At 74.0% G+C, this 23,300-nt stretch carries 24 protein-coding genes; 16 read left to right on the plus strand and 8 right to left on the minus strand.

Translation table 11 applies throughout. The features are described from left to right. Positions 1–98 precede the first annotated feature (98 nt). The 5 genes from ACZ6J5_RS27120 (at position 99) to ACZ6J5_RS27140 (ending at position 5,248) form a co-directional block, all read left to right on the plus strand. On the plus strand, positions 99–1,022 hold the full coding sequence (locus ACZ6J5_RS27120; protein ID WP_469395785.1) for an ABC transporter permease: 924 nt from the start codon (positions 99–101) through the stop codon (positions 1,020–1,022). After that, a complete protein-coding gene (locus ACZ6J5_RS27125; RefSeq protein WP_469395787.1) occupies positions 1,015–2,034 on the plus strand; it encodes an ABC transporter permease in 1,020 nt (339 codons plus the stop codon). Before ACZ6J5_RS27120 ends, ACZ6J5_RS27125 begins: the two co-directional genes overlap by 8 nt. Before the next feature lie 6 nt (positions 2,035–2,040). Then, on the plus strand, positions 2,041–3,024 hold the full coding sequence (locus ACZ6J5_RS27130; RefSeq protein ID WP_469395789.1) for an ABC transporter ATP-binding protein: 984 nt from the start codon (positions 2,041–2,043) through the stop codon (positions 3,022–3,024). Continuing rightward, on the plus strand, positions 3,017–4,102 hold the full coding sequence (locus ACZ6J5_RS27135; protein WP_469395791.1) for an ABC transporter ATP-binding protein: 1,086 nt from the start codon (positions 3,017–3,019) through the stop codon (positions 4,100–4,102). The genes ACZ6J5_RS27130 and ACZ6J5_RS27135 overlap by 8 nt, the downstream gene beginning before the upstream one ends. Positions 4,103–4,303: 201 nt before the next feature. After that, positions 4,304–5,248: a hypothetical protein gene (locus ACZ6J5_RS27140; RefSeq protein WP_469395793.1), complete on the plus strand. Its 945-nt coding sequence runs from the start codon at positions 4,304–4,306 to the stop codon at positions 5,246–5,248. Positions 5,249–5,362: 114 nt separating this feature from the next. Here the strand turns inward: ACZ6J5_RS27140 and ACZ6J5_RS27145 are convergent, their stop codons facing one another. Next, positions 5,363–7,504 (minus strand): prolyl oligopeptidase family serine peptidase, encoded by a 2,142-nt coding sequence (locus ACZ6J5_RS27145; RefSeq protein ID WP_469395795.1) that lies wholly within the window; start codon positions 7,502–7,504, stop codon positions 5,363–5,365. 156 nt (positions 7,505–7,660) lie between these two features. Between ACZ6J5_RS27145 and ACZ6J5_RS27150 the strand changes: the two genes are divergently transcribed. From ACZ6J5_RS27150 to ACZ6J5_RS27165, 4 genes are all read left to right on the plus strand, one after another. Then, positions 7,661–7,855, plus strand: coding sequence for a hypothetical protein (locus tag ACZ6J5_RS27150; protein WP_046911704.1), 195 nt, complete (start codon positions 7,661–7,663; stop codon positions 7,853–7,855). A 41-nt stretch (positions 7,856–7,896) separates the two neighbouring features. Next, positions 7,897–8,787 (plus strand): N-acetyl-1-D-myo-inositol-2-amino-2-deoxy-alpha-D-glucopyranoside deacetylase, encoded by an 891-nt coding sequence (gene mshB / locus ACZ6J5_RS27155; protein WP_469395797.1) that lies wholly within the window; start codon positions 7,897–7,899, stop codon positions 8,785–8,787. Continuing rightward, positions 8,784–9,128 carry a DUF6113 family protein gene (locus ACZ6J5_RS27160; protein ID WP_469395799.1) on the plus strand — a complete coding sequence of 115 codons (345 nt, stop codon included), beginning with the start codon at positions 8,784–8,786 and terminating at the stop codon, positions 9,126–9,128. Before mshB ends, ACZ6J5_RS27160 begins: the two co-directional genes overlap by 4 nt. 207 nt (positions 9,129–9,335) lie before the next feature. Next, on the plus strand, positions 9,336–11,525 hold the full coding sequence (locus ACZ6J5_RS27165) for a peptidoglycan binding domain-containing protein (protein WP_469395801.1): 2,190 nt from the start codon (positions 9,336–9,338) through the stop codon (positions 11,523–11,525). 347 nt (positions 11,526–11,872) lie between these two features. On the opposite strand, the gene ACZ6J5_RS27170 is transcribed toward ACZ6J5_RS27165, so the two are convergent. Both ACZ6J5_RS27170 and ACZ6J5_RS27175 read right to left on the minus strand, forming a co-directional pair. Continuing rightward, positions 11,873–12,691 carry a transglutaminase family protein gene (locus ACZ6J5_RS27170; RefSeq protein ID WP_469395803.1) on the minus strand — a complete coding sequence of 273 codons (819 nt, stop codon included), beginning with the start codon at positions 12,689–12,691 and terminating at the stop codon, positions 11,873–11,875. Next, positions 12,688–13,689 (minus strand): GNAT family N-acetyltransferase, encoded by a 1,002-nt coding sequence (locus ACZ6J5_RS27175; RefSeq protein WP_469395805.1) that lies wholly within the window; start codon positions 13,687–13,689, stop codon positions 12,688–12,690. Before ACZ6J5_RS27175 ends, ACZ6J5_RS27170 begins: the two co-directional genes overlap by 4 nt. Before the next feature lie 112 nt (positions 13,690–13,801). On the opposite strand from ACZ6J5_RS27175, the gene fdxA reads away from it, so the two are divergent. Continuing rightward, positions 13,802–14,122 carry a ferredoxin gene (gene fdxA, locus ACZ6J5_RS27180; protein WP_046911647.1) on the plus strand — a complete coding sequence of 107 codons (321 nt, stop codon included), beginning with the start codon at positions 13,802–13,804 and terminating at the stop codon, positions 14,120–14,122. 87 nt (positions 14,123–14,209) lie between these two features. Further along, positions 14,210–15,304, plus strand: coding sequence for a bifunctional succinyldiaminopimelate transaminase/glutamate-prephenate aminotransferase (locus tag ACZ6J5_RS27185; RefSeq protein ID WP_469395808.1), 1,095 nt, complete (start codon positions 14,210–14,212; stop codon positions 15,302–15,304). 93 nt (positions 15,305–15,397) lie between these two features. Here ACZ6J5_RS27185 and ACZ6J5_RS27190 read toward each other — a convergent pair whose 3' ends face one another. Together ACZ6J5_RS27190 and ACZ6J5_RS27195 are read right to left on the minus strand one after the other, a co-directional pair. Beyond that, a complete protein-coding gene (locus ACZ6J5_RS27190; protein WP_469395810.1) occupies positions 15,398–15,874 on the minus strand; it encodes an ATP-binding protein in 477 nt (158 codons plus the stop codon). A 408-nt stretch (positions 15,875–16,282) separates the two neighbouring features. Beyond that, the gene (locus tag ACZ6J5_RS27195) at positions 16,283–17,233 is read right to left on the minus strand and encodes a VldE C-terminal domain-containing protein (protein WP_469395812.1); all 951 of its coding nucleotides are present in this window, start codon (positions 17,231–17,233) and stop codon (positions 16,283–16,285) included. Between the two features lie 28 nt (positions 17,234–17,261). Between ACZ6J5_RS27195 and dapE the strand changes: the two genes are divergently transcribed. Together dapE and ACZ6J5_RS27205 are read left to right on the plus strand one after the other, a co-directional pair. Continuing rightward, positions 17,262–18,356, plus strand: coding sequence for a succinyl-diaminopimelate desuccinylase (dapE, locus tag ACZ6J5_RS27200; RefSeq protein WP_469395814.1), 1,095 nt, complete (start codon positions 17,262–17,264; stop codon positions 18,354–18,356). 84 nt (positions 18,357–18,440) lie between these two features. Further along, positions 18,441–19,190, plus strand: a complete 750-nt coding sequence (locus ACZ6J5_RS27205; RefSeq protein ID WP_469395815.1) for an LOG family protein — start codon at positions 18,441–18,443, stop codon at positions 19,188–19,190. 95 nt (positions 19,191–19,285) lie between these two features. Here ACZ6J5_RS27205 and folP read toward each other — a convergent pair whose 3' ends face one another. Further along, positions 19,286–20,146: a dihydropteroate synthase gene (gene folP, locus ACZ6J5_RS27210; protein WP_469395817.1), complete on the minus strand. Its 861-nt coding sequence runs from the start codon at positions 20,144–20,146 to the stop codon at positions 19,286–19,288. A 116-nt stretch (positions 20,147–20,262) separates the two neighbouring features. On the opposite strand from folP, the gene ACZ6J5_RS27215 reads away from it, so the two are divergent. Both ACZ6J5_RS27215 and ACZ6J5_RS27220 read left to right on the plus strand, forming a co-directional pair. Then, entirely contained in the window at positions 20,263–20,607 is a 345-nt protein-coding gene (locus tag ACZ6J5_RS27215) for a DivIVA domain-containing protein (protein WP_469395819.1), read from the plus strand. After that, positions 20,604–21,194 carry a DNA-3-methyladenine glycosylase I gene (locus tag ACZ6J5_RS27220; RefSeq protein ID WP_469395821.1) on the plus strand — a complete coding sequence of 197 codons (591 nt, stop codon included), beginning with the start codon at positions 20,604–20,606 and terminating at the stop codon, positions 21,192–21,194. The genes ACZ6J5_RS27215 and ACZ6J5_RS27220 overlap by 4 nt, the downstream gene beginning before the upstream one ends. A gap of 25 nt (positions 21,195–21,219) precedes the next feature. On the opposite strand, the gene chcB is transcribed toward ACZ6J5_RS27220, so the two are convergent. Then, a complete protein-coding gene (gene chcB / locus ACZ6J5_RS27225) occupies positions 21,220–22,023 on the minus strand; it encodes a 2-cyclohexenylcarbonyl CoA isomerase (RefSeq protein WP_469395823.1) in 804 nt (267 codons plus the stop codon). 281 nt (positions 22,024–22,304) lie between these two features. Here chcB and ACZ6J5_RS27230 point away from each other — a divergent pair, with 281 nt between their 5' ends. Continuing rightward, a complete protein-coding gene (locus tag ACZ6J5_RS27230; RefSeq protein WP_205628308.1) occupies positions 22,305–22,472 on the plus strand; it encodes a DUF3117 domain-containing protein in 168 nt (55 codons plus the stop codon). Positions 22,473–22,596: 124 nt separating this feature from the next. Here ACZ6J5_RS27230 and ACZ6J5_RS27235 read toward each other — a convergent pair whose 3' ends face one another. Then, entirely contained in the window at positions 22,597–23,277 is a 681-nt protein-coding gene (locus tag ACZ6J5_RS27235) for an O-methyltransferase (RefSeq protein WP_469396076.1), read from the minus strand. Positions 23,278–23,300: the final 23 nt, after the last annotated feature.

The following is a 23,300-nucleotide window of genomic DNA, read 5'->3' on the forward strand; positions in this document are numbered from 1 at the left end:
TCGGCGGCGTACGGCCCGGCCCGCGGAGCTCCGCGCCGGGCCGTACGCGCTCCCGACGCCCGCCCACCCGCCCACCTCCCCCCGCTCCGGAGGCTTCCATGGGTCGCTATGTGATCCGGCGGCTGCTGCAGATGATCCCGGTCTTCTTCGGCGCCACGCTGTTGATCTTCCTGATGGTGAACGTGATGGGCGACCCCATCGCCGGACTCTGCGGCGACCGGGCGTGCGACCCGGCCACCGCCGCCCAGCTGAAGAAGGAGTTCGGCCTCGACAAGCCGGTCTGGCAGCAATACCTGATCTACATGGGCAACGTCTTCACCGGCGACTTCGGCACCGCCTTCAACGGGCAGCCCGTCACCGAGCTGATGTCCAGCGCCTTCCCGGTCACCATCCGGCTCACCATCGTCGCGATCCTCTTCGAGATCGTCATCGGCATCAGCCTCGGCGTCCTCACCGGCCTCAAGCGCGGCCGGCCCGTCGACACCACCGTGCTGCTGCTGACCCTGGTCGTGCTCTCCGTCCCCACCTTCGTCACCGGCCTGCTGGTCCAGCTGCTGCTCGGCGTGAAGTGGGGCTGGATCAAACCCGCCGTCTCGCCCGAGGCGCCCTTCAGCGAGCTGATCGTCCCCGGACTGGTCCTCGCCTCCGTCTCGCTCGCGTACGTCACCCGGCTCACCCGGACCTCCATCGCCGAGAACCGGCGCGCCGACTACGTCCGCACCGCGATCGCCAAGGGCCTCCCGCGCCGCCGGGTCATCACCCGCCACCTGCTGCGCAACAGCCTGATCCCGGTGGTCACCTTCATCGGCGCCGACGTCGGCGCGCTGATGGGCGGGGCCATCGTCACCGAACGGATCTTCAACATCCACGGCGTCGGCTACCAGCTCTACCAGGGCATCGTCCGCCAGAACACCCAGACCGTGGTCGGCTTCGTGACCGTCCTCGTCCTGGTGTTCCTGCTGGCCAACCTCCTGGTCGACCTCCTGTACGCCGTCCTTGACCCGAGGATTCGCTATGCCTGAGCCGCGCGAACCGTTTGAGCCGCTGGAGTCGTACGGCGAAGAGGGCCGGGCCATCGCCTCGACCGGCGCCGGCGGCGCCGCCGACCTCGCCACCGCCGAGGCGGAGACCCTGGAGGGCGCCGGCCCCGCCGGGCCCGGCGGCCCCGAGGGCACCGGCGCCGACAAGAAGCCCCGCTCGCTGTGGTCCGACGCCTGGCACGACCTGCGCCGCAACCCCGTCTTCATCGTCTCGGCGCTGGTCATCCTCTTCCTGGTGGTCATCTCCATCTGGCCCTCGCTGATCGCCTCCGGGGACCCCCTCGACTGCGACCTCTCCAAGGCCCAGGAGGGCTCCCAGCCCGGCCACCCCTTCGGCTTCAACGGACAGGGCTGCGACGTCTACACCCGGGTCGTCTACGGCGCCCGGACCTCCGTCACCGTCGGCGTCCTCGCCACCCTCGGCGTCGCCCTCCTCGGCGGCGTCCTCGGCGGACTCGCCGGCTTCTTCGGCGGCGCCTGGGACGGCGTGCTCTCCCGGATCACCGACGTCTTCTTCGCCATCCCCGTCGTCCTCGGCGGCCTGGTGCTGCTGTCCGTGGTGACCAGCGCCACCGTCTGGCCCGTGATCGGCTTCATGGTGCTGCTCGGCTGGCCGCAGCTCTCCCGGATCGCCCGGGGCTCCGTCATCACCGCCAAACAGAACGACTACGTCCAGGCCGCCCGCGCCCTGGGCGCCTCCAACTCCCGGATGCTGCTGCGCCACATCGCGCCCAACGCGATCGCCCCCGTGATCGTCGTCGCGACCATCGCGCTCGGCACCTACATCGCCCTGGAGGCGACCCTCTCCTACCTGGGCGTCGGCCTGAAGCCGCCGACGGTGTCCTGGGGCATCGACATCTCCTCGGCCTCGCAGTACATCCGCAACGCCCCGCACATGCTGCTCTGGCCGGCCGGCGCGCTCGCCGTCACGGTGCTCGCCTTCATCATGCTCGGCGACGCGGTGCGCGACGCCCTCGATCCCAAGCTGAGGTAGGGGACCATGCTGCTCGAAGTGCGTGACCTGCACGTGGAGTTCCACACCCGCGACGGGGTGGCCAAGGCGGTCAACGGCGTCAACTACTCGGTGGACGCGGGGGAGACGCTGGCCGTGCTCGGCGAGTCCGGCTCCGGCAAGTCCGTCACGGCCCAGGCCGTCATGGGCATCCTCGACATGCCCCCCGGCAAGATCAGCGGCGGCGAGATCCTCTTCCAGGGACAGGACCTGCTCAAGCTGAAGGAGGAGGAGCGGCGGAAGATCCGCGGCGCCAAGATGGCGATGGTCTTCCAGGACGCGCTGTCCTCCCTCAACCCGGTGGTCAGCGTCGGCGAACAGCTCGGCGAGATGTTCCAGGTCCACCGGGGCATGTCCAAGAAGGACTCCCGGGCCAAGGCCGTCGAGCTGATGGACCGGGTCCGCATCCCCGCCGCCAAGGAGCGCGTCGGGCAGTACCCGCACCAGTTCTCCGGCGGTATGCGCCAGCGCATCATGATCGCCATGGCGCTGGCCCTCGAACCCGATCTGATCATCGCCGACGAGCCGACCACCGCCCTCGACGTCACCGTCCAGGCCCAGGTGATGGACCTGCTGGCCGAGCTCCAGCGCGAGCTCAACATGGGGCTCATCCTCATCACCCACGACCTCGGCGTGGTCGCCGACGTCGCCGACAAGATCGCCGTCATGTACGCGGGCCGGATCGTCGAACAGGCCCCGGTGCACGAGATCTACAAGCGCCCCGCCCACCCGTACACCCGGGGCCTGCTCGACTCCATCCCGCGCCTGGACCAGAAGGGCCAGGAGCTCTACGCGATCAAGGGCCTGCCGCCCAACCTGCTCGCCATCCCCTCCGGCTGCGCCTTCAACCCGCGCTGCCCGCTGGCCCAGGACGTGTGCCGCACCGACGTGCCGCCGCTGTACGAGGTCACCGAATCGCCCGTGCCTCGGTCGAGCGCCTGCCACTTCTGGAAGGAGTGCCTCCATGGCTGAGGCGATTCTCCAGGTCCGCGACCTGGTCAAGCACTATCCGCTGACCCGGGGCATCCTCTTCAAGAAGCAGGTCGGCGCGGTCAAGGCGGTGGACGGCGTCGACTTCGACCTCGCCGCCGGCGAGACCCTCGGCATCGTCGGCGAGTCCGGCTGCGGCAAGTCGACCGTGGCCAAGATGCTGGTCAACCTGGAGCGTCCGACCGCCGGCTCCATCCTGTACAAGGGCGAGGACATCACCGCCATGTCCCCGCGCGCCCTCAAGGCCGTGCGCCGCAACATCCAGATGGTCTTCCAGGACCCGTACACCTCGCTGAACCCGCGCATGACCGTCGGCGACATCATCGGCGAGCCGTACGAGATCCACCCCGAGGTCGCGCCCAAGGGCGACCGGCGCCGGAAGGTGCAGGACCTGCTCGACGTCGTCGGCCTCAACCCGGAGTACATCAACCGCTATCCGCACCAGTTCTCCGGCGGCCAGCGCCAGCGCATCGGCATCGCCCGGGGGCTGGCCCTCCAGCCCGAGATCATCGTCGCCGACGAGCCCGTCTCCGCCCTGGACGTCTCCGTCCAGGCCCAGGTGATCAACCTGCTGGAACGGCTCCAGAACGAGTTCAGCCTGTCGTACGTCTTCATCGCGCACGACCTGTCGATCGTCCGGCACATCTCCGACCGGATCGGCGTCATGTACCTCGGCCGGATCGTCGAGATCGGCTCCGACGCCGAGATCTACGACCACCCCACCCACCCCTACACCCAGGCGCTGCTCTCCGCCGTGCCGGTCCCCGACCCGGACGCGCGCGAGCACCGCGAGCGGATCATCCTCGCCGGCGACGTGCCCTCCCCGGCGAACGTCCCCTCCGGCTGCCGCTTCCGCACCCGCTGCTGGAAGGCCCAGGAACGCTGCTCCCTGGAGGTCCCGCTGCTCGCCGTCCCGGCGGTCTTCCGGCTGACCGACAGCCCCGCCAGGCACGACTCGGCCTGCCACTTCGCCGAGGAGAAGCAGGTGGTGCCCCCGGAGAACGGCACCCAGAACGGCACCGCCGCACCGGAGGCCCCGGACACCCCGCCCGAGGCTTAACCTCCGGGCAACCCCACCGAATCGGATCCGATATACGGACGCGGCACGCTCGGTCTCGTACGGCCGTGCGGGTGCCGTCGTACCGGCCGGGGCGCGCCATGTCGCCCCGGCCGGTCGCTCCGCCGGCCGACTTGACGCACCATCCCGCCGCATTCGCCGAACCGCTTGTTCCGGCCGTTCGCGACCGTGAGTATCGGCCCCGTGACTGTGACACGAACGGCACGTCTCACCGGCGCCGCCCTCTGCGCCGCGCTCGCCCTCGTCATCGTCGTCTGGCTGCTGAGCGACCTGGCCGCCTTCCGCTCGCCCGCCGAGCTGCTCTGGTACTGGGCGGGGGACCGCGACTTCCTGCTCAGGCGCCGGGCCGCCACCTCGCTCGTCGACCCGCTGCTGCTGCTCGCCTACGCGGCCACCGCGCTCGCCGCCCTGCGCTCCCCGCTGGCCGGCCCCGCGCTCGCCGTCACCGGGCTCACCACCCTCGCGCTGCGGCTGCCCGGGCTGTGGGCCTCCGGCGTCGACGCCCTGGTCACCACCCTGCTGACGCTCGCCCTCGGCGCCGGACTCGTCGTCACCGCCGCCGCCGGGCGGCGCGACGCCCACGAGCCCGAGCGCCCCGGAGAGCCCGGCGGTCCCGCCCGGCCGCGCCCCGGACCCGCCGTCGCCGCCGGGGCGCTGTGCGGGCTCGCCGCCCTGGTCTGGACGGCCTGGGAGGTGCACTGGGCGACCGCGCTGCCGGCCGAGTTCACCGTCGACCGGTTCACCGGCGGGCGCTCCCTGCTGCTGCCCGTGCTCGCCGTCCCGCCCGGCTGGCTGGCCGTCGTGCTGATCCTGCTGCTGTCCGCCGCCGCCCTCAGCGCCCTCGCCCGCGCCCGGCACGCCCGCCCGGTCGGCCTGCTCGCCGGACTGCTGCTGGCGGGCTGGGGCACCGGCGGCGTGGCCACCGCGCTGAACGCCGGCTGGTTCGCCGACTTCGCCCGGCTGGAGGGCGACGCCCGGCTCTCCGTCGCCACCTCCGCCTTCGCCGTGCTCGCCGGAGCCGCCGTCATGGTGCTGCTGGCCCGGCCGGGGGAGCGCCGTCCGGCGCCCTACCGCCCCGTCGCCGCCCTGCCCCCGGCCCCGCCCGCCCGCCGCCCGCCCGGCTGGTGAGCCGCCCGCCGGTCAGGCCGGCCCGAGCCTCAGGGGGTGTCTGACCATTCCCGCCGGGTCCGGCCCGCCCGGAGCGCACGCACCGGACGACCCGGCCTGATCCGGCGCGAATGGTCAGACACCCCCCAGCGCCCGCCGCAGGAAGTCCACCTGGAGCAGCAGCAGGTTCTCCGCCACCCGCTCCTGCGGCGTCATGTGCGTGACGCCCGACAGCGGCAGCACCTCGTGCGGCCGGCCCGCCGCCAGCAGCGCCGAGGACAGCCGCAGGGTGTGCGCCGCCACCACGTTGTCGTCGGCGAGCCCGTGGACCAGCAGCATCGGCCGGGCCGGCGCCACCGCCCCGCTCAGCCCCTCGTCGGTGACCAGCGAGTTCGCCGCGTACACCGCGGGCTCCGCGTCCGGGTGCCCGAGGTAGCGCTCGGTGTAGTGGGTGTCGTACAGCCGCCAGTCGGCGACCGGGGCGCCGACCACCGCCGCGTGGAAGACGTCCGGCCGGCGCAGCGCCGCCAGACCGGCCAGATAGCCGCCGAAGGACCAGCCGCGGATCGCCACCCGGCCGAGGTCCAGCGGGAACTCCCCGGCGAGCGCGTGCAGCGCCTCGATCTGGTCGTCGAGGGCGCCGGCCAGGTTCCCGGCGACCGCCTTCTCCCAGCCGGGGGAGCGGCCCGGCATCCCGCGCCCGTCGGCGACGACCACGGCGAAGCCCTGCTCGGCGAACCAGCGCGAGACCAGATACGGGTTGTGCGCGGCGAGCACCCGCTGCCCGTGCGGCCCGCCGTACGGGTCCAGGAGCACCGGCAGCGGCCCGTCGCCCGCCGACCAGCCCGACGGCAGCAGCACGGCGCACGGGATCCGCCGGGCGCCCGCCTCGACCAGCCGCGCCCCGGCGGTGAGCGGCGGCGTCTGGGCGTACGAGACGACCTCGGCCACCGGCCGCCCGTCCCGCAGCACCCGGGCCACGCTCCCGGGGGTGTCGGGCCGGGCCGAGGACAGCACCGTCACCGCGCCGGAACGCACCGCTCCGTGCACGCCGGCCCCCGCCGAGACGCGCACCGCGCCCTCGTCACCCACCCGGTACACATGGATCTCACCGATCTCAGGAGCCTCCGCGGCCTCACCGGCCGACGCCGAGATCAGGACATCTTCCGCTCCCACGTCGAGCACCGCCCGCACGTGCAGCGAGGCGTCCGTCAGCACCCGGTCGCCGACCGCCAGCGCCCGCGCGCCGCCGGTGTCCACGATCCGCACCAGCCGCCCGTCCGGGGTCCGCGCCGGGACCCCGGAGAACAGCTCCAGCCACACCGGGTCCTCGTCCCGGCGCAGCACCCGGGTCGCCCCCGTGTCCGGGTCCACCTCCAGATACGCCTGCGCCCGCTGGTCCCTGGCCTGCACCAGGAGCAGCGGCGCCCCCGCCGCCGACCAGTGCGCGCGGGCCAGGTACGGGTAGGCCGCCCGGTCCCACACCACCTCCGTACGGGCCCCGTCGAGGTCCGCCAGCCACAGCCCGACCTCCGCGTTGGGCGTGCCCGCCGCCGGATAGGCCACCGGCCGGGGCTCCCGGTCCGGGTGCGCCGGATCGGCGATCCACCAGCGCCGCACCGGCCGTTCGTCCACCCGCGCCACCAGCAGCCGGTCCGAGGCGGGCGCCCACCAGAAGCCCCGGCTCCGTCCCATCTCCTCCGAGGCGGCGAACTCCGCGAGGCCGTACGCGACGCCCTCCGCCTCCGGCTCGGCCAGCGCCCGGTCGCCGCCGCCCCCGGCCTCCGTCACGCGCAGCGCCCCGCCCGCCGCGTAGGCCACCAGGCGCCCGTCCGGCGAGGGCCGCGGATCGACCACGGCCCCCGGCACCGGCAGCTCCCGGGCCGTCCCGGCCCGCAGGTCCGCCGTGAACAGGCGCCCGGACAGCGCGAACGCCGCCGACTCCACGGCCCCGTCCACGGCGTAGCCCACGATGCCGCCCGAGCCCTCCCGGCCGCGCTCACGGCGCGCCCGCTCCTCGGCCGGCAGCTCCTCCTCCGCGCCCGCCAGCAGCGCCCGCGGGTCGGCCGCCAGGCGCTCGGCGCCGGTGGCCGGGTCCAGCACCCACAGCGCGTGCGTCCGGTCGGTGCCCGAGGCGGAGCGGACGAAGACCACCCGCTCGCCGTCCGGCGAGACCGCGAACCCGCGCGGGGCGCCGAGCGTGAAGCGCTGCGTGCGCGCGGAGAGACGGGGGAACGAAGAGGACAGCGGAGGCAGGGAGTCTCGTGACGACGTCATGTGACCGAAACTAGCGTCCGTGCGCCCCCTCATGCCCCCGTACACCGATCGATGCGATCGCACGGATAGTTATGATCCGTAGCGCTAGGTGGGTATGCATCTCCTGGCACATGCCAACTGAAGGTCCGACCCGAAGAAGTATGGAGGTGAACCGCCGTGGCACTCTCGATTTCGGTGGTTGTGCTGCTGGCGATCGTCGTCTTCCTGCTCATCCGGAAATCAGGGCTCAAGGCCGGGCACGCGGCGATCTGCGCGCTCCTCGGGTTCTACCTCGCGAGCAGCTCCATCGCGCCCTCCATCAGCACGCTCACCACCAATGTGGCGAGCATGATCGGCGGACTCAAGTTCTGACCTGCCGCCGCCGTGTCGGCCCCGCCTCGTAGGCTGGGGCCATGACGGTTCTCCCTGCCCGTCGTCTGCTCCTGGTGCACGCCCACCCGGACGACGAGTCGATCAACAACGGCGCCACCATGGCCAGGTACGCGGCCGAGGGCGCCCAGGTCACCCTGGTGACCTGCACCCTGGGCGAGGAGGGCGAGGTCATCCCGCCCGAGCTCGCCCATCTCGCGCCCGACCGGGAGGACCGGCTGGGCCCGTTCCGGCTCGGCGAACTCGAAGCGGCCATGAAGGAGCTGGGGGTCGCCGACCACCGCTTCCTCGGCGGCCCGGGGCGCTTCCGCGACTCCGGGATGATGGGCGCCGAGCAGAACACCCGGCCGCACGCCTTCTGGAACACGCCCGTCGACGAGGCCGCGCCGTACCTCGTGGAGGTGATCCGCGAGACCCGTCCGCAGGTCCTCGTCACCTACGACCCCGACGGGGGGTACGGGCACCCCGACCACATCCAGGCCCACCGGGTCGCCACCCGCGCCGCCGAACTGGCCGCCGACCCGGCGTACCGGCCGGAGCTCGGCCCCGCCCACGCCATCGCCAAGATCTACTGGAACCGGCTGCCCCGCCCGGTCGTCGAGGCCGGCTTCGAGCGGCTGCGCGCCGAGGGCTCCGTCTTCCCGGCGGACGCCGGGATCGGCGACCTGCCGGGTGTCGTCGACGAGACCCGGATCACCGCCGAGATCGGCGGCGACGGCGCCCACGCGGCCCGCAAGACCGCCGCCATGGCCGCCCACGTCACCCAGATCGCCGTCGACGGCCCCTTCTTCGCCCTCTCCAACGACCTGGGCCAGCCGATCTTCACCACCGAGTACTACGAGCTGGTCCACGGCGTGTCCGGCGCGCCCTCGGGCGAACGCGAGACCGATCTCTTCGCCGGGGTCACCCCGTGAAGGGCCGTCACGTCTGGTACGTGATCCTGGTCGTCCTCGGCGCCCTGGTCGGCACCGCCGGCTCGCTGGTCCAAGCCGCCTGGTTCCCGGCCGGGTTGCTGCTGGCGCTGCTCGCCTCCGCCGCCGTGTTCTACGGCGGCCGGATCGCCACCGGCAGCCAGCTCGGCGTCGCCGCCTCCGGCGGCGGCTGGCTGGTCGCCATCGTGCTGCTCAGTTTCGGACGCCCGGAGGGCGACGGCCTGTTCGCCGGCGGCCTCGGGGAGATGGTCTTCCTGCTCGGCGGCATGGCCGTCGCTGTGATGTGCGCCACGATGGGCCGGCTTTCCCGTCCGGTGGCCTGAACAGCCCCGGAAGATCCGGCCGCACGCCGCCCACCAGGCCGGACGTCCGCCGGTACGGCCTGACTTCGGCCGGATCGGCCCTGGCCGATCCACGTCGGGTCGGGTACTGGGCGGCGGCGGCCAGTATGGTGGTGCGCGCCGTCGACCGCCCCGATCACCTTGAGCGTCAGCCAGAGCGGGCGGCGGAGCCAACCGGGAGATCCTGCTTTGAGTCGTGAAACTGGTCGAGAGACTGACAGTTCGTCCTCCGGCGCCCAGGCGCGCGGCGGGGCCGCGTACCCCTCGGGCACCCCTCCGTACGGGCTCCGCCCGGGCCAGGAGGCGAGGGAGGAGGCCCCGGCGGCCTCCGCACCGCCCGAGGAGCCCAAGACCGAGACCACGCTGACGACCCGTATCCGGATCAACATCCCGGGTTCGCGTCCGATCCCGCCCGTGGTCGTCCGCAAGACCGTCGCCGAGGCCGCCCCCGAGGCCGCCCAGGCCCCGGCCGCCGAGCCCGAGCCGGAGCCGGTGCTCCCGCCCGAGCCGGAGCCGGAGCCGGTCGCCCAGACCGAGCCGCCCCGGGCGGAGGAGAAGCCCACCAGCGACTGGTTCGCGCCGCGCAAGCCGTCCGCCGCCCCGCCGGCCCCGAAGCCCGCCGCCGCTGCCCCGCCGCAGGCCCAGGTCGGGCCCGCCGCGCCGGCCGCGCCCGGTTTCGCCGGCGGCGCCGCCGCCGACGGCGTGCCCGCGAGCACCACCCAGAGCATGGCGATCGTCACGCCCCTGAGCGGCGGCCCCGGCCACACGCCCGCGGGCGGCACCCCGGTCTTCGACCCGGGCGCGGGCAACCCCCTGTACGACTCCGGCCCGGCCCACCAGCCGGCCCCCGGCACCCCGGGCCACACCCCGCCGGGCGGCACGCCGCTGTACGACGGGACCCCGTCCGGGGGCACGCCCCTGTACGACGGGACCCCGGCGGGCGGCACGCCGCGCTACGACGGGACCCCCGCCGGTGGCACCCCGCTCTACGACGGGACCCCGGCGGGCGGCACCCCGCTCTACGACGCCGGCCCCGGGCACACCCCCGCGGGCGGCACCCCCGCGGTCACCCCGCCCAGCGGCCCGACCACCGGGGTCACCGGCACCAGCGCGGTCGCCGGCCCCGGCCACCCGCACCCCGGCACCGCGCCCTACGGCGCCCCGGGCGTCCCCGGAGCCCCGGGCGGCGCCGGACTGCCCGGGATGACAGGCGGGCTGCGCATGTCCGACGACACCGCGGTGCTGACCCCGCAGAGCCCCGCCCCCCTCGGCGGCCCGCAGGACGGCGGGCACGTCTCGGGCGCCACGCTGAACAGCGGCGCCCGCCAGGACGCGCCCTTCGCCGGCGAGCGGTACGACGAGTCCGCGCCCGCCCCGGCGGCACCGGCCCCCCGCCGGTCCGCCCCCGCCCCGGCCCCCGCGCCCGCCAAGAAGGGCCGCTCCAAGCTGGTCCTCGCCGGTGTCGGCGTCGTCGGCCTGGTCGGCATCGCGTACGGCGCTGGACTCCTGATGAACCACTCCGACGTCCCCAAGGGCACCACCGTGCTCGGCGTGGACATCGGCGGCGGCACCAAGGAGGAGGCCGTCGGCAAGCTGGAGGCGGCCCTCGGCAAGCGCGCCCACGCCGCCATCCAGCTCGACGTCGGCGGCCGGAAGACCGAGCTGGCCCCCGACAAGGCGGGCCTCGCCCTGGACACCCAGGCGACCGTGCGCGGCGCCGCGGGCAGCGACTACAACCCGGTGTCGGTCATCGGCTCCCTCTTCGGTGGTGAGCGGGTCGCCAAGCCCGTCTTCCCGGTCGACGAGGAGAAGCTGGGCGTCGCCCTCACCGACCTGGCCGGCAGCTCCGGCTCCGCCACCGACGGCACCATCGTGTTCTCGCCCGGCAAGGTCACCGCCGTCGAGGGCAAGCCGGGCAAGGGCCTGGACGTGCGGCGCTCGATGGTCGCCGTCCGCGACGCGTACCGCGCCCAGGTCGAGACGGGCGCGGCGAAGACCGTGGCCCTCCCGGTCGTCACCAGGCAGCCCACCGTCAGCAAGGCGGAGCTCGACCGGGCGATGAAGGACTTCGCCGAGCCCGCGATGTCCGGCCTGATCACGATCAAGGCGGGCGGGAAGAAGATCGACTTCGGTCCGGCCCGCTCGCTGCCGAAGATCCTGTCGATGAAGGCCGTCGACGGGAAGCTCGTCGAGGTCTACGACAAGAAGGCGATCGAGGAGCTCCTCGACGGCGTCTTCGACGGGATCATGATCACCAAGGGTGACGGCACCAAACACCAGGTCTCCGCCGACGACGTGGCCTTCGTGATGGGCGAGGCGCTGCGCGGCAAGGGCACGGCCGAGCGCACGAAGACGATCGCCCTCGACGGCGAGGGCTGAGCCCCGCCGAAGGAGGCCGCCGGTACGGGGGAGGGGCTAGGGGTGTCTGACAATTCCCGCCGGGTCCGGCCCGCCCGGCCGGGACGCCCAAGTAGCTCCGCTACGAGGGCGTCCCGGCCGGGCGCCGAGCGCACGCACCGGACGACCCGGCCTGATCCGGCGCGAATGGTCAGACACCCCCTAGCACGCGCCCCCGTACCGCGCCTTCCCGGCCCGCGGCCAGGCACCCGGATCTCCCGGGTCCCGCCCGCCTAGGCGGGCCGCAGGCCCTCGGCCCGGCTGCCGGCCCGCTCCGGCCCGCGACCGCGCGGTACCCGGCGCCGCGCCGCCACCGGCACCTCCCCGCCTCAGTTGAGCCGCGCCCGGGCCGCCTTCGCGCGCTGCCGGATCGCCTCGGCGGCACTCGGCTCCACCGCGTCCATGACGGTCGCGTACGCCTCCATCTCCGCCGCCCCGGTGAGGAAGTCGCCGCGCTGCACCAGCAGCTGCGCGCGCTCGTAGCGCAGCCTGGCCGGGTGCGAGGGCAGGATCAGGGAGAGGTCCACCGCCCACAGCGCGACGTCCGAGCGCTCGGGGCGGCCGGCGGCCCAGGCGCGGATGTTGTTCAGGATCCGCAGCACGATCGCGGCCGGCGAGGCGGGCCGCAGCATCGAGGGGTCCAGCGCCTCCCCGGTGGCCCTCGCGACCAGCAGCTCGGCGTCCGTCCCGGTCATCGCCCGGCCGCCGGCGAAGGGGTCGGCCAGCCGCAGCTCCTCCGGGTCGCCGAAGCCGACGACGAAGTGGCCGGGCAGCCCGAGCCCGTAGACGCGCGCCCCGGCCCGGCGGGCCACCTCCATCCACACCACCGACAGCAGGATCGGCAGCCCGCGCCGCCGCCGCAGCACCTCGTGCAGCAGGGAGGACTCCAGCCGCTGGTAGTCGGCGGGCACGCCCTGGAAGCCCTCGCGGCGGCCGAGCAGCTCCGAGAGCGCCGCCACCCACGCGTCGGCGCCCCGCGTCCCGTACGGCACGAGCCCGGCGAGCCGGTCCAGTTCGATCTCGGCCGCGTCCAGGCCGGCCTGGCCGACCGAGGGATCGGCCACCGCGCCGACCAGCAGGCAGAGGCGGGCGAGGTCGGGCCGCTCGGCCCGGGCCTCCTCCGCGAACTCCCGCCGCCAGTCGGTCATGCGCCCGTCCATCGGTAGTGGTGGTAGTGGTGGTGGACCGCGAAGCCCATCCCCTCGTACAGCGCCCTGGCGCCGTCGTTGTCCGCCTCCACCTGGAGCCAGGCGGCCGAGGCGCCCTCGTCGAGGGCGCGGCGGGCGAGCGCCGTCATGACGGCCGTGGCGAGGCCGCGGCGGCGCCACTCCGGGTCGACCTCGACCGCCATGAAGCCGGCCCAGCGCCCGTCGACCACGCAGCGGCCGATCGCCGCCGGTATGTCCCCCGTGCCCGGCACGGAGGCGAACCACACGCTCGGGCCGCCGCCGAGCACCTTCAGGACCTGCGGTCCGGGCTCGCCGGAGCGCTGGTAGCGGCGCAGCCAGTCCTCGTCGAAGGAGCGCGCCAGCCGGACGGGTCCGGTGTCCGCGCCGAGGTCGCCGACCGCCGCGAGCGAGCCGATCCGCACCTCGGCGGAGACCTCGCGGCGCCAGTCCCGGCGCTCCAGTTCGGCGCAGAGCAGCTCCTGGGTCCCCTCGGCGCCCGTGGCGGTCTGCAGGTAGGCGGGCAGCTCCCGGGCCGCGTACCAGTCCCGTACGCGGCCGAGGGCGGCGTCCAGGGGCAGTCCGGGATCGCCCAGCGGGAGCGCGGAGTTGGCCCGCCGGGTGAATCCGCCGGAGGCCCGCAGGGTCCACTCCCCGAGCGCCTCGCTCTCCACCGGCGGCCAGGCGCGGGCGGTGGCGCGGGAGAGCTCCTCGAAGGTCGCGGCGGGGCCGCGCCGCCGGGCCGGGGCGGCGGGCACCGTCTTGCCCGCGACGAGGGCGGATTCCGCGATCCGGACGGTCTCGCCGCTCCTGCGTGTGATCAGCAGCACACCGGATTCCCACGATGTGAGAACACCGACCGCGTCGGTGAACCTCTCACCCGGCGCACCCGAGTCCGTCACGTACCGAACAGAGACCCGTTTCCCCACGTCAGAGCCGGTAATTCGGACTTCGAGACGTGCTCCACCGGCGATTTCCACAGCTTCTTGGCCCCTCCTGTTCGGATCGCCCCCGAGAACGGAGATACTAGGGGCGGGCATCGACGACGCCGCGCTCCCGCGCAGACCAGCCCTATCGAGGAGGAACGACAGCGTGACCTACGTCATCGCGCAGCCTTGTGTCGACGTGAAGGACAAGGCGTGCATCGAGGAGTGCCCCGTCGACTGCATCTACGAGGGCCAGCGGTCCTTGTACATCCACCCGGACGAATGCGTCGACTGCGGGGCCTGTGAGCCGGTCTGCCCGGTCGAGGCGATCTTCTACGAGGACGACACCCCGGACGAGTGGAAGGACTACTACAAGGCGAACGTCGAGTTCTTCGACGAGCTCGGTTCGCCCGGTGGTGCCTCCAAGCTGGGCCTGATCGAGCGGGACCACCCCTTCATCGCCGCCCTGCCGCCGCAGAACGGCTGATCAACCGCCCTCGGTCCCGTACGGCTTCGTCCGCCGTGCGGGACCGACGCGTTCCCCCGCGTACGTAACGAGGAAGTGAGCCAACCCGTGAGCGCAGTCTCTTCGCGCCTGCCCGTCTTCCCCTGGGACAAGCTGGAGCCGTACAAGAAGACGGCGACGGCCCACCCGGACGGCATCGTGGACCTGTCCGTGGGCACCCCGGTCGACCCGGTGCCCGCGCTGGTCCAGGAGGCCCTCGTGGCGGCGGCGGACTCGCCGGGCTATCCCACGGTGTGGGGCACGAAGGAGCTGCGGGACGCGCTCACCGGCTGGTGCGAGCGGCGCCTGGGCGCCACCGGCTTCGCCCACGGGAACGTGCTGCCGGTGGTCGGCTCCAAGGAGCTCGTCGCCTGGCTGCCGACCCAGCTCGGCCTCGGCGCGGGCGACCGGGTCGCCTACCCGAGGCTGGCCTACCCGACCTACGAGGTCGGCGCGCGGCTGTGCGGCGCGGAGCCCGTGGTGTACGACGACCCGACGGAGCTCGACCCGGCCGGCCTGAAGCTGCTGTGGCTCAACTCCCCGTCCAACCCGACCGGCGAGGTCCTGGGCAAGGACGAGCTGCGGCGGATCGTGGCCTGGGCGCGCGAGCACGGCGTCCTCGTCTTCTCCGACGAGTGCTACCTGGAGCTGGGCTGGGAGGCCGACCCGGTCTCGGTGCTGCACCCGGACGTCTGCGGCGGCTCGTACGAGGGGATCGTCGCGGTCCACTCGCTCTCCAAGCGCTCCAACCTGGCCGGCTACCGGGCCGCGTTCATCGCGGGCGACGCGGCCGTCCTGGGCGAGCTGCTGCTGATCCGCAAGCACGGCGGCATGATGACCGCCGCCCCGGTCCAGGCGGCCACGGTCGCGGCGCTCGGCGACGACGCGCACGTGGCCGAGCAGCGCGCGCGGTACGCGGCCCGCCGGGCCGCCCTGCGCGGGGCCCTGGAGGCGCACGGCTTCCGGATCGAGCACAGCGAGGCCAGCCTGTACCTGTGGGCGACCCGTGACGAGCCCTGCTGGGACACGGTGGCCTACCTGGCGGAGAAGGGGATCCTGGTGGCCCCGGGCGACTTCTACGGCGAGGCGGGCGAGCGCTTCGTGCGGGTGGCCTTCACGGCGACCGACGAGCGGGTCGAGGCCGCGGTCAAGCGCCTCGGCTGAGGCGGCTCGGCCACGGCGCCTCGGCCGGGGCGCGGACACGGGTGAGGGCCCGGGGGCGGTGCTCCCCGGGCCCCCGCGTGCGTGCGGCGGAGGTCAGCCGCCGATCGGCAGCCCGCCGCCCAGCGGCAGGGTCGGCGCGGGCACGCCCTTGGTGGGCAGGCCGCCCAGCGTGCCGCCGGCCGGGGCGTTCGAGGCGCTCTCGGCGGCGGAGCCCGCGGTCTCGCCGACGACCTCGCCCGCGCTGCCCGCGGCCTCGCCCGCGACCTGCTGGACCGCCGGGGTGGCCGTGCGGCCCGCGGTACCCACGGTCTTGCCGGCGGCCGGGACGGCCGTGCCGACGGCCTTGCCGCCGGTCTCGCCGACGACCTCGGTGGTGGTCCGGGAGGCGGTGTCGAGGGTGGCGCCGGTGGTGGCGCCGTCGAGCTGGGTCAGACCCGACAGGGCGCCGGTCGGGGCGAGGGACTGGTCCACGGCGCTCGCGGAGCCGGCCGCACCGACCACCACCGGGGCTGCTCCGGCCGCGACGAGCAGGGCGGCGCGGGCGATCCGACGGGTCAGGGGGAGGGACATGGTGCTCCTTCAGCGGAGGGGGCTTTGCGGTTGGACGCAGTGACAACCGGCCGTGGGCGGGGGGAGGTTGCGGACGCCGAAGGTAAAGACTGGGTAATGCGTCGTATTGTCGGGTGGGGAGGAAAGCGGACGAACGCGTCAATGCGCCGCCCGCCGCTGAACCGTCACTTCCCTTGCGGCGCAAGGGGATTGCGGTGACATGACACGACGCGGGAAAGCTGCCCGGAGCGCTCGCCGCCGCGCGCGCCGGATGACACGTGCGGGGGATGGCCCGTACGACTGCCCGCACCACCGCCCGTCCGGCCGGGCGTACGACGGTCCGCACGACCGGGCGTACGACAGGTCGCACGACCGGGCGTACGACGGTCGGCGCGGCCGCCCGTCAGGCCCGGCGCGCGACCGGGCGTCTCAGCGCGCGAGTCTGATCCGGACCCAGGTGCCGTCGGTCTCCGCCGCGCCCGCGTCCCGCGCCCGCTCCCAGCCGCCCGAGGAGTCGTCCGCGCGCCAGACCCGGGACCCGTACACCACCTCGGCGACCCGCAGCTCGTCCGCGCGCGCCACCGCCCACTGCGCCAGCTCCCAGCCGCGCCGCTCCCGCGTCCCCGTGGTCTCGCGCACCGGCAGCGCGAGCTCGACGGCCCCGTCCGAGGCGGTGCCCGTGCCGCTCGCGCCCTTCGCGTCCGGCGACTCCCGCCGAGGCGCCGTCGACTCGCCGAACACCCGCACCACCTCGGCGCGCACCCGCGCGGGATCGCCCGGCCGGCCCTCCGACACGTCCGCCGTGCACGCCAGCGCCGCCGGCGTCCGGCCGGTCAGCGCCGCCGACAGCAGCGCCGCGTCCGGCTCGTGCTTCGCGTACGCCTGCGGGAAACCGCTGCGCTGCACCTTCTGCGCCGCCACGGTCAGCGGCAGCCGCGAGTAGCCCGGGACCTTCGCCAGGCCCTCGTAGAACTTCCCCGCCGAGTACACCGGGTCCTGGACCTGCTCCGGCGTCCCCCAGCCCTGCGAGGGGCGCTGCTGGAACAGGCCGAGCGAATCCCGGTCGCCGTGCTCGATGTTGTAGAGCCCCGACTCCTGGAGCGCCGTCGCCAGCGCGATCGTCACCGCCCGCTCCGGCATCCCCCGGCTGGTGCCCACGGCCGCGATCGTCGCCGCGTTGGACGCCTGCTCCGGGGTGAACTCGTACCGGTTCGTCCCGCTCCCGATGCTGCACCGTGGCACGCCCTTGCTCCCCGTGACGTAGTGCACGGTCACGTACGCGACCAGACCGAGGAGCACGGCGAACGCGGCGGCGAACCGTGCGGGACGGCCGCGACGCCTGGGGCTGGGGGGACGGGTGGGCTCGTACACCCGCCCCACCGTACTGGAGCCGCGTTAGGGTCGGCACATGGCTGACACCGCTTCTGGAGAGACCCCGCTGGACCTCGCGCTCGACGGCGCCGCGCTGACCGCCGCCCTCGTCGACTTCCCGTCCGTCAGCGGCACGGAGAAGCCGCTCGCCGACGCGATCGAGGCCGCCCTGCGCGGACTCCCGCACCTGACCGTCGACCGCTACGGCAACAACGTCGTCGCCCGCACCGACCTCGGCCGAGGGGAGCGGGTCGTCCTCGCCGGGCACATCGACACCGTGCCCATCGCCGACAACGTGCCCTCCCGGCTCGACGAGGACGGCATCCTGTGGGGCTGCGGCACCTCCGACATGAAGTCGGGCGTCGCCGTGCAGCTGCGGATCGCCGCCACCGTGCCCGCGCCCAACCGCGACCTCACCTTCGTCTTCTACGACAACGAGGAGGTCGCCGCGCACCTCAACGGCCTCGGCAAGATCGCCGACGCCCACCCGGACTGGCTCGCGGGCGACTTCGCCGTCCTCCTGGAGCCCTCCTTCGGCGAGGTCGAGGGCGGCTGCCAGGGGACCCTGCGGGTCAAGCTGCACACGGCGGGCGAGCGGGCGCACTCCGCGCGCTCCTGGATGGGCTCCAACGCCATCCACGCCGCCGCCCCCATCCTCGCCCGCCTCGCCGCGTACGAGCCGCGCCGGCCGGTCATCGACGGCCTGGAGTTCCACGAGGGCCTCAACGCCGTCGGCATCGAGGGCGGCGTCGCCACCAACGTCATCCCCGACGTCTGCGTGGTCACCGTCAACTACCGCTACGCCCCCGACCTCTCCCCGGAGCAGGCCGTGGCCCACGTCCGCGAGGTCTTCGCGGACTGCGGCGTCGTCGAGTTCGAGATCGACGACGAGAGCGGCGGCGCGCTGCCCGGCCTCTCCCACCCCGCCGCCGCGGCCTTCATGAAGGCGGTCGGCGGCAGCGCCCACCCCAAGTTCGGCTGGACCGACGTCGCCCGCTTCAGCGCGCTGGGCGTCCCCGCCGTCAACTACGGGCCCGGTGACCCCATCTACGCGCACAAGCGGGACGAGCACGTGCACGTGGAGAAGATCCACCACTGTGAGGCAAGGCTCCGCGACTGGCTGACCGACTGATTCCCGGAATTTCGCTTTTCGTCATCTCTGTGGACCTACCCTGACCGGACCGGAAGATCAGTGGAACGGTGAAAGGAGCAGGCCATGGGTGTCCCCGAGGAGCCGAAGAAGCCGGAGGAGCAGAGGCTGGGACCGGTGCTCAGGCGCCGGGACCAGATCCAGCCCGGCACCACGGACCAGCGCCTGCTCGACACCGAGGGCGACTCGGAGTGGGTGCACACCGACCCCTGGCGGGTCATGCGCATCCAGTCCGAGTTCGTCGAGGGCTTCGGCGCCCTCGCCGAACTGCCGAGCGCCATCAGCGTCTTCGGTTCGGCCCGCACCAGGCCCGACTCGCCCGAGTACGAGGCCGGGGTACGGATCGGGCGCGCGCTCGTCGAGGCGGGCTTCGCGGTCATCACGGGCGGCGGCCCCGGCGCCATGGAGGCGGCCAACAAGGGCGCCCGCGAGGCCAAGGGCGTCTCCGTCGGCCTCGGCATCGAGCTCCCCTTCGAGCAGGGGCTCAACCCGCACGTCGACATCGGTGTGAACTTCCGCTACTTCTTCGTCCGCAAGACGATGTTCGTGAAGTACGCGCAGGGCTTCGTCGTCCTGCCGGGCGGCCTGGGCACCCTCGACGAGCTCTTCGAGGCGCTGACCCTGGTCCAGACCCGCAAGGTCACCCGCTTCCCGATCGTGCTCTTCGGCACGGAGTACTGGAAGGGCCTGGTCGACTGGCTGCGCGACTCGGTCGTCGCCGGCGGCAAGGCGTCCGAGCACGACCTGCTGCTCTTCCACGTCACGGACGACGTGGACGAGGCGGTCGCGCTGGTGACGAAGGAGACGGGCCGCTAGCGCCCCGGGCCGGAGCGGGCGGGCCCCCGGCCGGGGGCCCGCCCGCCCCTCTCGCGCCGGCCCGCCGCCCGCCGCCCGCCGTACGCCCGCCCGTCCTACGCCAGCCCGCGCCGCGCGACCGCGGGCGCCCGGTGCCCGGCGATGGACGCCACCATGTCCAGGACCTGCTTCGTCTCGGCCACCTCGTGCACCCGGTACACCCGCGCCCCGAGCCACGCCGAGACCGCGGTCGTCGCCAGCGTCCCGAGGACCCGTTCCTTCACCGGCCGGTCCAGGGTCTCGCCCACGAAGTCCTTGTTGGACAGCGACACCAGCACCGGCCAGCCCGTCGCCGCCATCTCGCCGAGCCGCCGGGTCGCCTCCAGGCTGTGCCGGGTGTTCTTCCCGAAGTCGTGGCCCGGGTCGATCATGATCCCGTCGCGCCGCACGCCCAGCGCCAGCGCCCGCTCGGCCAGCCCGACCGTCACCTCCAGGATGTCGGCCATGACGTCCGCGTACTCCGTGCGGTGCGGCCGGGTCCGAGGCTCCACGCCGCCCGCGTGGGTGCAGACCAGCCCCGCGCCGTACTTCGCGGCGACCTCCGCGAGCCGCGGGTCGAAGCCGCCCCACGCGTCGTTCAGCACGTCCGCGCCGGCCTCGCACACCGCCTCGCCGACCTCCGCCCGCCAGGTGTCCACGCTGATCACCACGGACGGGTGGCGGCGGCGCACCTCGGCCACGAAGCCGACCGTGCGCCGCGCCTCCTCCTCGGCCGTGACCTCCTCGCCGGGGCCCGCCTTCACCCCGCCGATGTCGATGATCGCGGCGCCCTCGGCGACGGCGCGCTCCACCCGGGCGAGGGCGGGCTCGTCGGTGAAGGTCGCCCCCTGGTCGTAGAAGGAGTCCGGGGTCCGGTTCACGATCGCCATGATCACCGGCTCGTGCGGCCCGAATTCCCGCGGTCCCAAGCGCAGCATCCCTTTATGTCCTCCCTTTGCGACCGGTCGCCGCATCGTCTGCGACCCTAACTGTCGGTGCCGCATGGCACGATCGGCACCGGACGTTTTCCACGGACGGGGAGAGGCGCGCGCTGGTGTTCTGGTTTCTGCTGATCACGATGGTCGTGGTCGTCGCGGCGGTCACCCTGGCGGTGGTCGGCGGCGGCGACAGCGAGGTGCTGCCCGAGGCGGCCCCCGAGCAGCTGGTGGACCCGCTGCCCGAGACCCGCCCGGTCGGCCAGGCCGACGTCGAGGCGCTGCGCCTGCCCGTCGCCGTCCGGGGGTACCGGATGGCGGACGTGGACGACGTCCTCGGCCGCCTCGGCGCCGAGCTCGCCGAGCGGGACGCCCGGATCGCGGAGCTGGAGAGCGCCCTGGCCGGGGCCGGGCCCGACGACGCCGCCGGGCGCGACGAGCGCGGCGAGCGGGACGGCGCGTGAGCGGCGGAGGGGCGGTCCCGGGCCCCGACGGGCGCCCGCGCTGCCCGTGGGGCCTGTCCACCGAGGACTACCTGGCCTACCACGACGAGGAGTGGGGCCGCCCGGTCCACGGCGACGACGCCCTGTTCGAGCGCCTGTGCCTGGAGGCCTTCCAGTCCGGGCTCTCCTGGATCACGATCCTGCGCCGCCGCGAGGGCTTCCGTGCGGCGTTCGCGGGCTTCCGGATCTCCGAGGTGGCCCGCTTCACCGACGCGGACCGGGAGCGGCTGCTCGCGGATGAGGGGATCATCCGCAACCGGGCCAAGGTCGACGCCACGATCGCGAACGCCAAGGCGCTGGTGACCTGGGCCCCCGGCGAGCTGGACGAGCTGATCTGGTCGTACGCGCCGGATCCGGCGACCCGCCCCGCCCCGGCCGGCACCGGCGACGTGCCCGCCGTGACCGACGAGTCCACGGCCCTGTCCAAGGCGCTGAAGAAGCGCGGCCTGCGCTTCATCGGCCCCACCACGGCGTACGCGCTGATGCAGGCCTGCGGCCTGGTCGACGACCACGTCGCCGGGTGCGTGGCGCGCGGCGCCGGGCGCTGAGCGGCCCGCGCCGCGCGCCGACGGCTCAGCGGCCGAGGTAGGCGGGCTTCTCCTTCGCGATGAAGGCCCGCACGGCGATCGTGTGGTCCTCGGAGGCGCCCGCCCTGGTCTGCAGCTCGTCCTCCTTCTCCAGCGCCTCGGCGAGCGAGTGGTCCGCCCCGTACGCCAGGGACTCCTTCAGCGCCGCGTAGGCGACGGTCGGGCCCTCGGCCAGCGCGCGGGCGACCTTCACGGCCTCCTCAGCGAGCTCCCCGGCCGGTACCAGACGGTTCACGATGCCCAGCTCGTACGCCTCCCGGGCGCCGATCGAGCGCGGGAAGAGCAGCAGGTCGGCCGCCCGGCTGTGGCCGATCAGACGGGGGAGCGTCCAGGACATGCCCGAGTCGGCGGTCAGGGCGACCCCGGCGAAGGAGGTGTTGAAGGCGGCCGTCTCCGCGACCACCCGGTAGTCCGCCGCCAGCGCGAAGCCGAAGCCCGCGCCGGCCGCGACGCCGTTCACGGCCGCGACGACCGGCTTCGCCATCCCGGTGAGCGCCCGGACGATCGGGTTGTAGTGGTCGCGGACCGTGTTCATGGTCTCCCGGGTGCCGGACTCCTGGTCCTGGAGCAGCAGCCCGACGTGCTCCTTCAGGTCCTGGCCCACGCAGAAGGCCCGGTCGCCGGCGGCGGTCAGCAGCACCGCCCGGACCGCCGGGTCCGCCGCGGCCGTCTCCACCGCCTCGCGCAGCGCGACCTTCGCCGCCACGTTCAACGCGTTCATGGCCTCGGGGCGGTTGAGGGTGATGGTGGCGAGCCCGTCGCTCACCTCGTACAGCACCGTGTCGGCCATCGCGGGGGTCCCTTCGCCTCATTGCGTCGATTGACCCGCCCAGCATGGCGGAGATCACCGGACCCGCGCATGTGACCTGCGTCAAAGAATCGGCGCCCCGGTCCGGACCCGCGGCGGCGAAGTATCGCAGGTGGATCGGCGAAATGTGCGGTTTTGTGAAAGCGCGTTGCGGAAGCGATGCCAGCTGATGTTGGTCATCGGGTCCTGTGATGCGGGATAATGACCCTGAAGCAATCGTGTTCGATGCTGACGATGAGCTGGTTTCAGGAAGGGGAACGAGCATGGCGGCCATGAAGCCGCGGACGGGTGACGGCCCGCTCGAGGTGACCAAGGAGGGGCGGGGCATCGTCATGCGCGTTCCGCTCGAAGGCGGCGGCCGGCTCGTCGTCGAGCTGACCCCGGACGAGGCGAAGGCGCTCGGAGACGCGCTGAAGGACGTCGTCGGCTGACGCGCCCCTGCCAAGGATTTTCCTCCGCTGCCCCGGTACGGTACCCACCGCGCCGGGGCAGCGGCGCGTCCGGGCACGGACGCGGGGCGCCCGGAGGGGCGGGCGGGAGTGTGACCGGCGGGTCCTAGCCGCCGCGGCGGACCGCGCAGAGCAGGCCGTCGCCGACCGGCAGCAGGGTGGGCAGCAGTGCCGGGCTCTCCCGCACGGTGCGCAGCAGCTCGCGTATCCGCAGCACCTCTGGGGGCTGGGCCGCCGAGTCGACCGTGCGGCCGTCCGCGAAGACGCCCTCGAAGCAGACCAGACCCCCCGGTCGCAGCAGGCGCAACGATTCAGCGAGGTAGTCCAGGGACTCCGTGCGGTCCCCGTCGCAGAACACGAGGTCGTACCCGCCGTCCGCGAGCCGGGGCAGCACGTCCAGGGCGCGGCCCGGGATGAAACGGGCCCGGTTGCCCGCGAAACCCGCCGCGCGGAACGCCGCCTTCGCGTGCGCCTGCCGCTCCGGCTCCAGGTCCACGGTGGTCAGCACGCCGTCCGGACGCATCCCCAGCAGCAGATAGATCCCCGACACGCCGGTGCCCGTGCCGATCTCCGCCACCGCCTTGGCGTCCGCCGTGGCGGCCAGCAGGCGCAGGGCCGCTCCGGTGCCCGGCGACACCGAGGGAAACCCTGCCTCCCGGGCCCGCTCACGGGCCCAGCGCAGCGCTTCGTCCTCGGCGACAAAGGCGTCGGCGAACGCCCAGTTCGTCTGCCGGTTGGCGGTAATGGCCCTCTCCTGTCCCCGTGCCTGTCCCCGTAGTTGACGCAGGCGTCGACTGTATCCGCTGCGCG

The sequence above is a fragment of the Streptomyces sp. NPDC042100 genome, from assembly GCF_055582325.1.

Coding starts and splice junctions, on each gene's coding strand:
- ACZ6J5_RS27205 (WP_469395815.1), top strand. CDS start 18,441: ATGGGTGTCCCCGAGGAGCCGAAGAAGCCGGAGGAGCAGAGGCTGGGA.
- mshB (WP_469395797.1), top strand. CDS start 7,897: ATGACGGTTCTCCCTGCCCGTCGTCTGCTCCTGGTGCACGCCCACCCG.
- ACZ6J5_RS27130 (WP_469395789.1), top strand. CDS start 2,041: ATGCTGCTCGAAGTGCGTGACCTGCACGTGGAGTTCCACACCCGCGAC.
- ACZ6J5_RS27230 (WP_205628308.1), top strand. CDS start 22,305: ATGGCGGCCATGAAGCCGCGGACGGGTGACGGCCCGCTCGAGGTGACC.
- folP (WP_469395817.1), bottom strand. CDS start 20,146: ATGCTGCGCTTGGGACCGCGGGAATTCGGGCCGCACGAGCCGGTGATC.
- ACZ6J5_RS27190 (WP_469395810.1), bottom strand. CDS start 15,874: ATGTCCCTCCCCCTGACCCGTCGGATCGCCCGCGCCGCCCTGCTCGTC.
- ACZ6J5_RS27170 (WP_469395803.1), bottom strand. CDS start 12,691: ATGACCGACTGGCGGCGGGAGTTCGCGGAGGAGGCCCGGGCCGAGCGG.
- chcB (WP_469395823.1), bottom strand. CDS start 22,023: ATGGCCGACACGGTGCTGTACGAGGTGAGCGACGGGCTCGCCACCATC.
- dapE (WP_469395814.1), top strand. CDS start 17,262: ATGGCTGACACCGCTTCTGGAGAGACCCCGCTGGACCTCGCGCTCGAC.
- ACZ6J5_RS27120 (WP_469395785.1), top strand. CDS start 99: ATGGGTCGCTATGTGATCCGGCGGCTGCTGCAGATGATCCCGGTCTTC.
- ACZ6J5_RS27125 (WP_469395787.1), top strand. CDS start 1,015: ATGCCTGAGCCGCGCGAACCGTTTGAGCCGCTGGAGTCGTACGGCGAA.
- ACZ6J5_RS27135 (WP_469395791.1), top strand. CDS start 3,017: ATGGCTGAGGCGATTCTCCAGGTCCGCGACCTGGTCAAGCACTATCCG.
- ACZ6J5_RS27145 (WP_469395795.1), bottom strand. CDS start 7,504: ATGACGTCGTCACGAGACTCCCTGCCTCCGCTGTCCTCTTCGTTCCCC.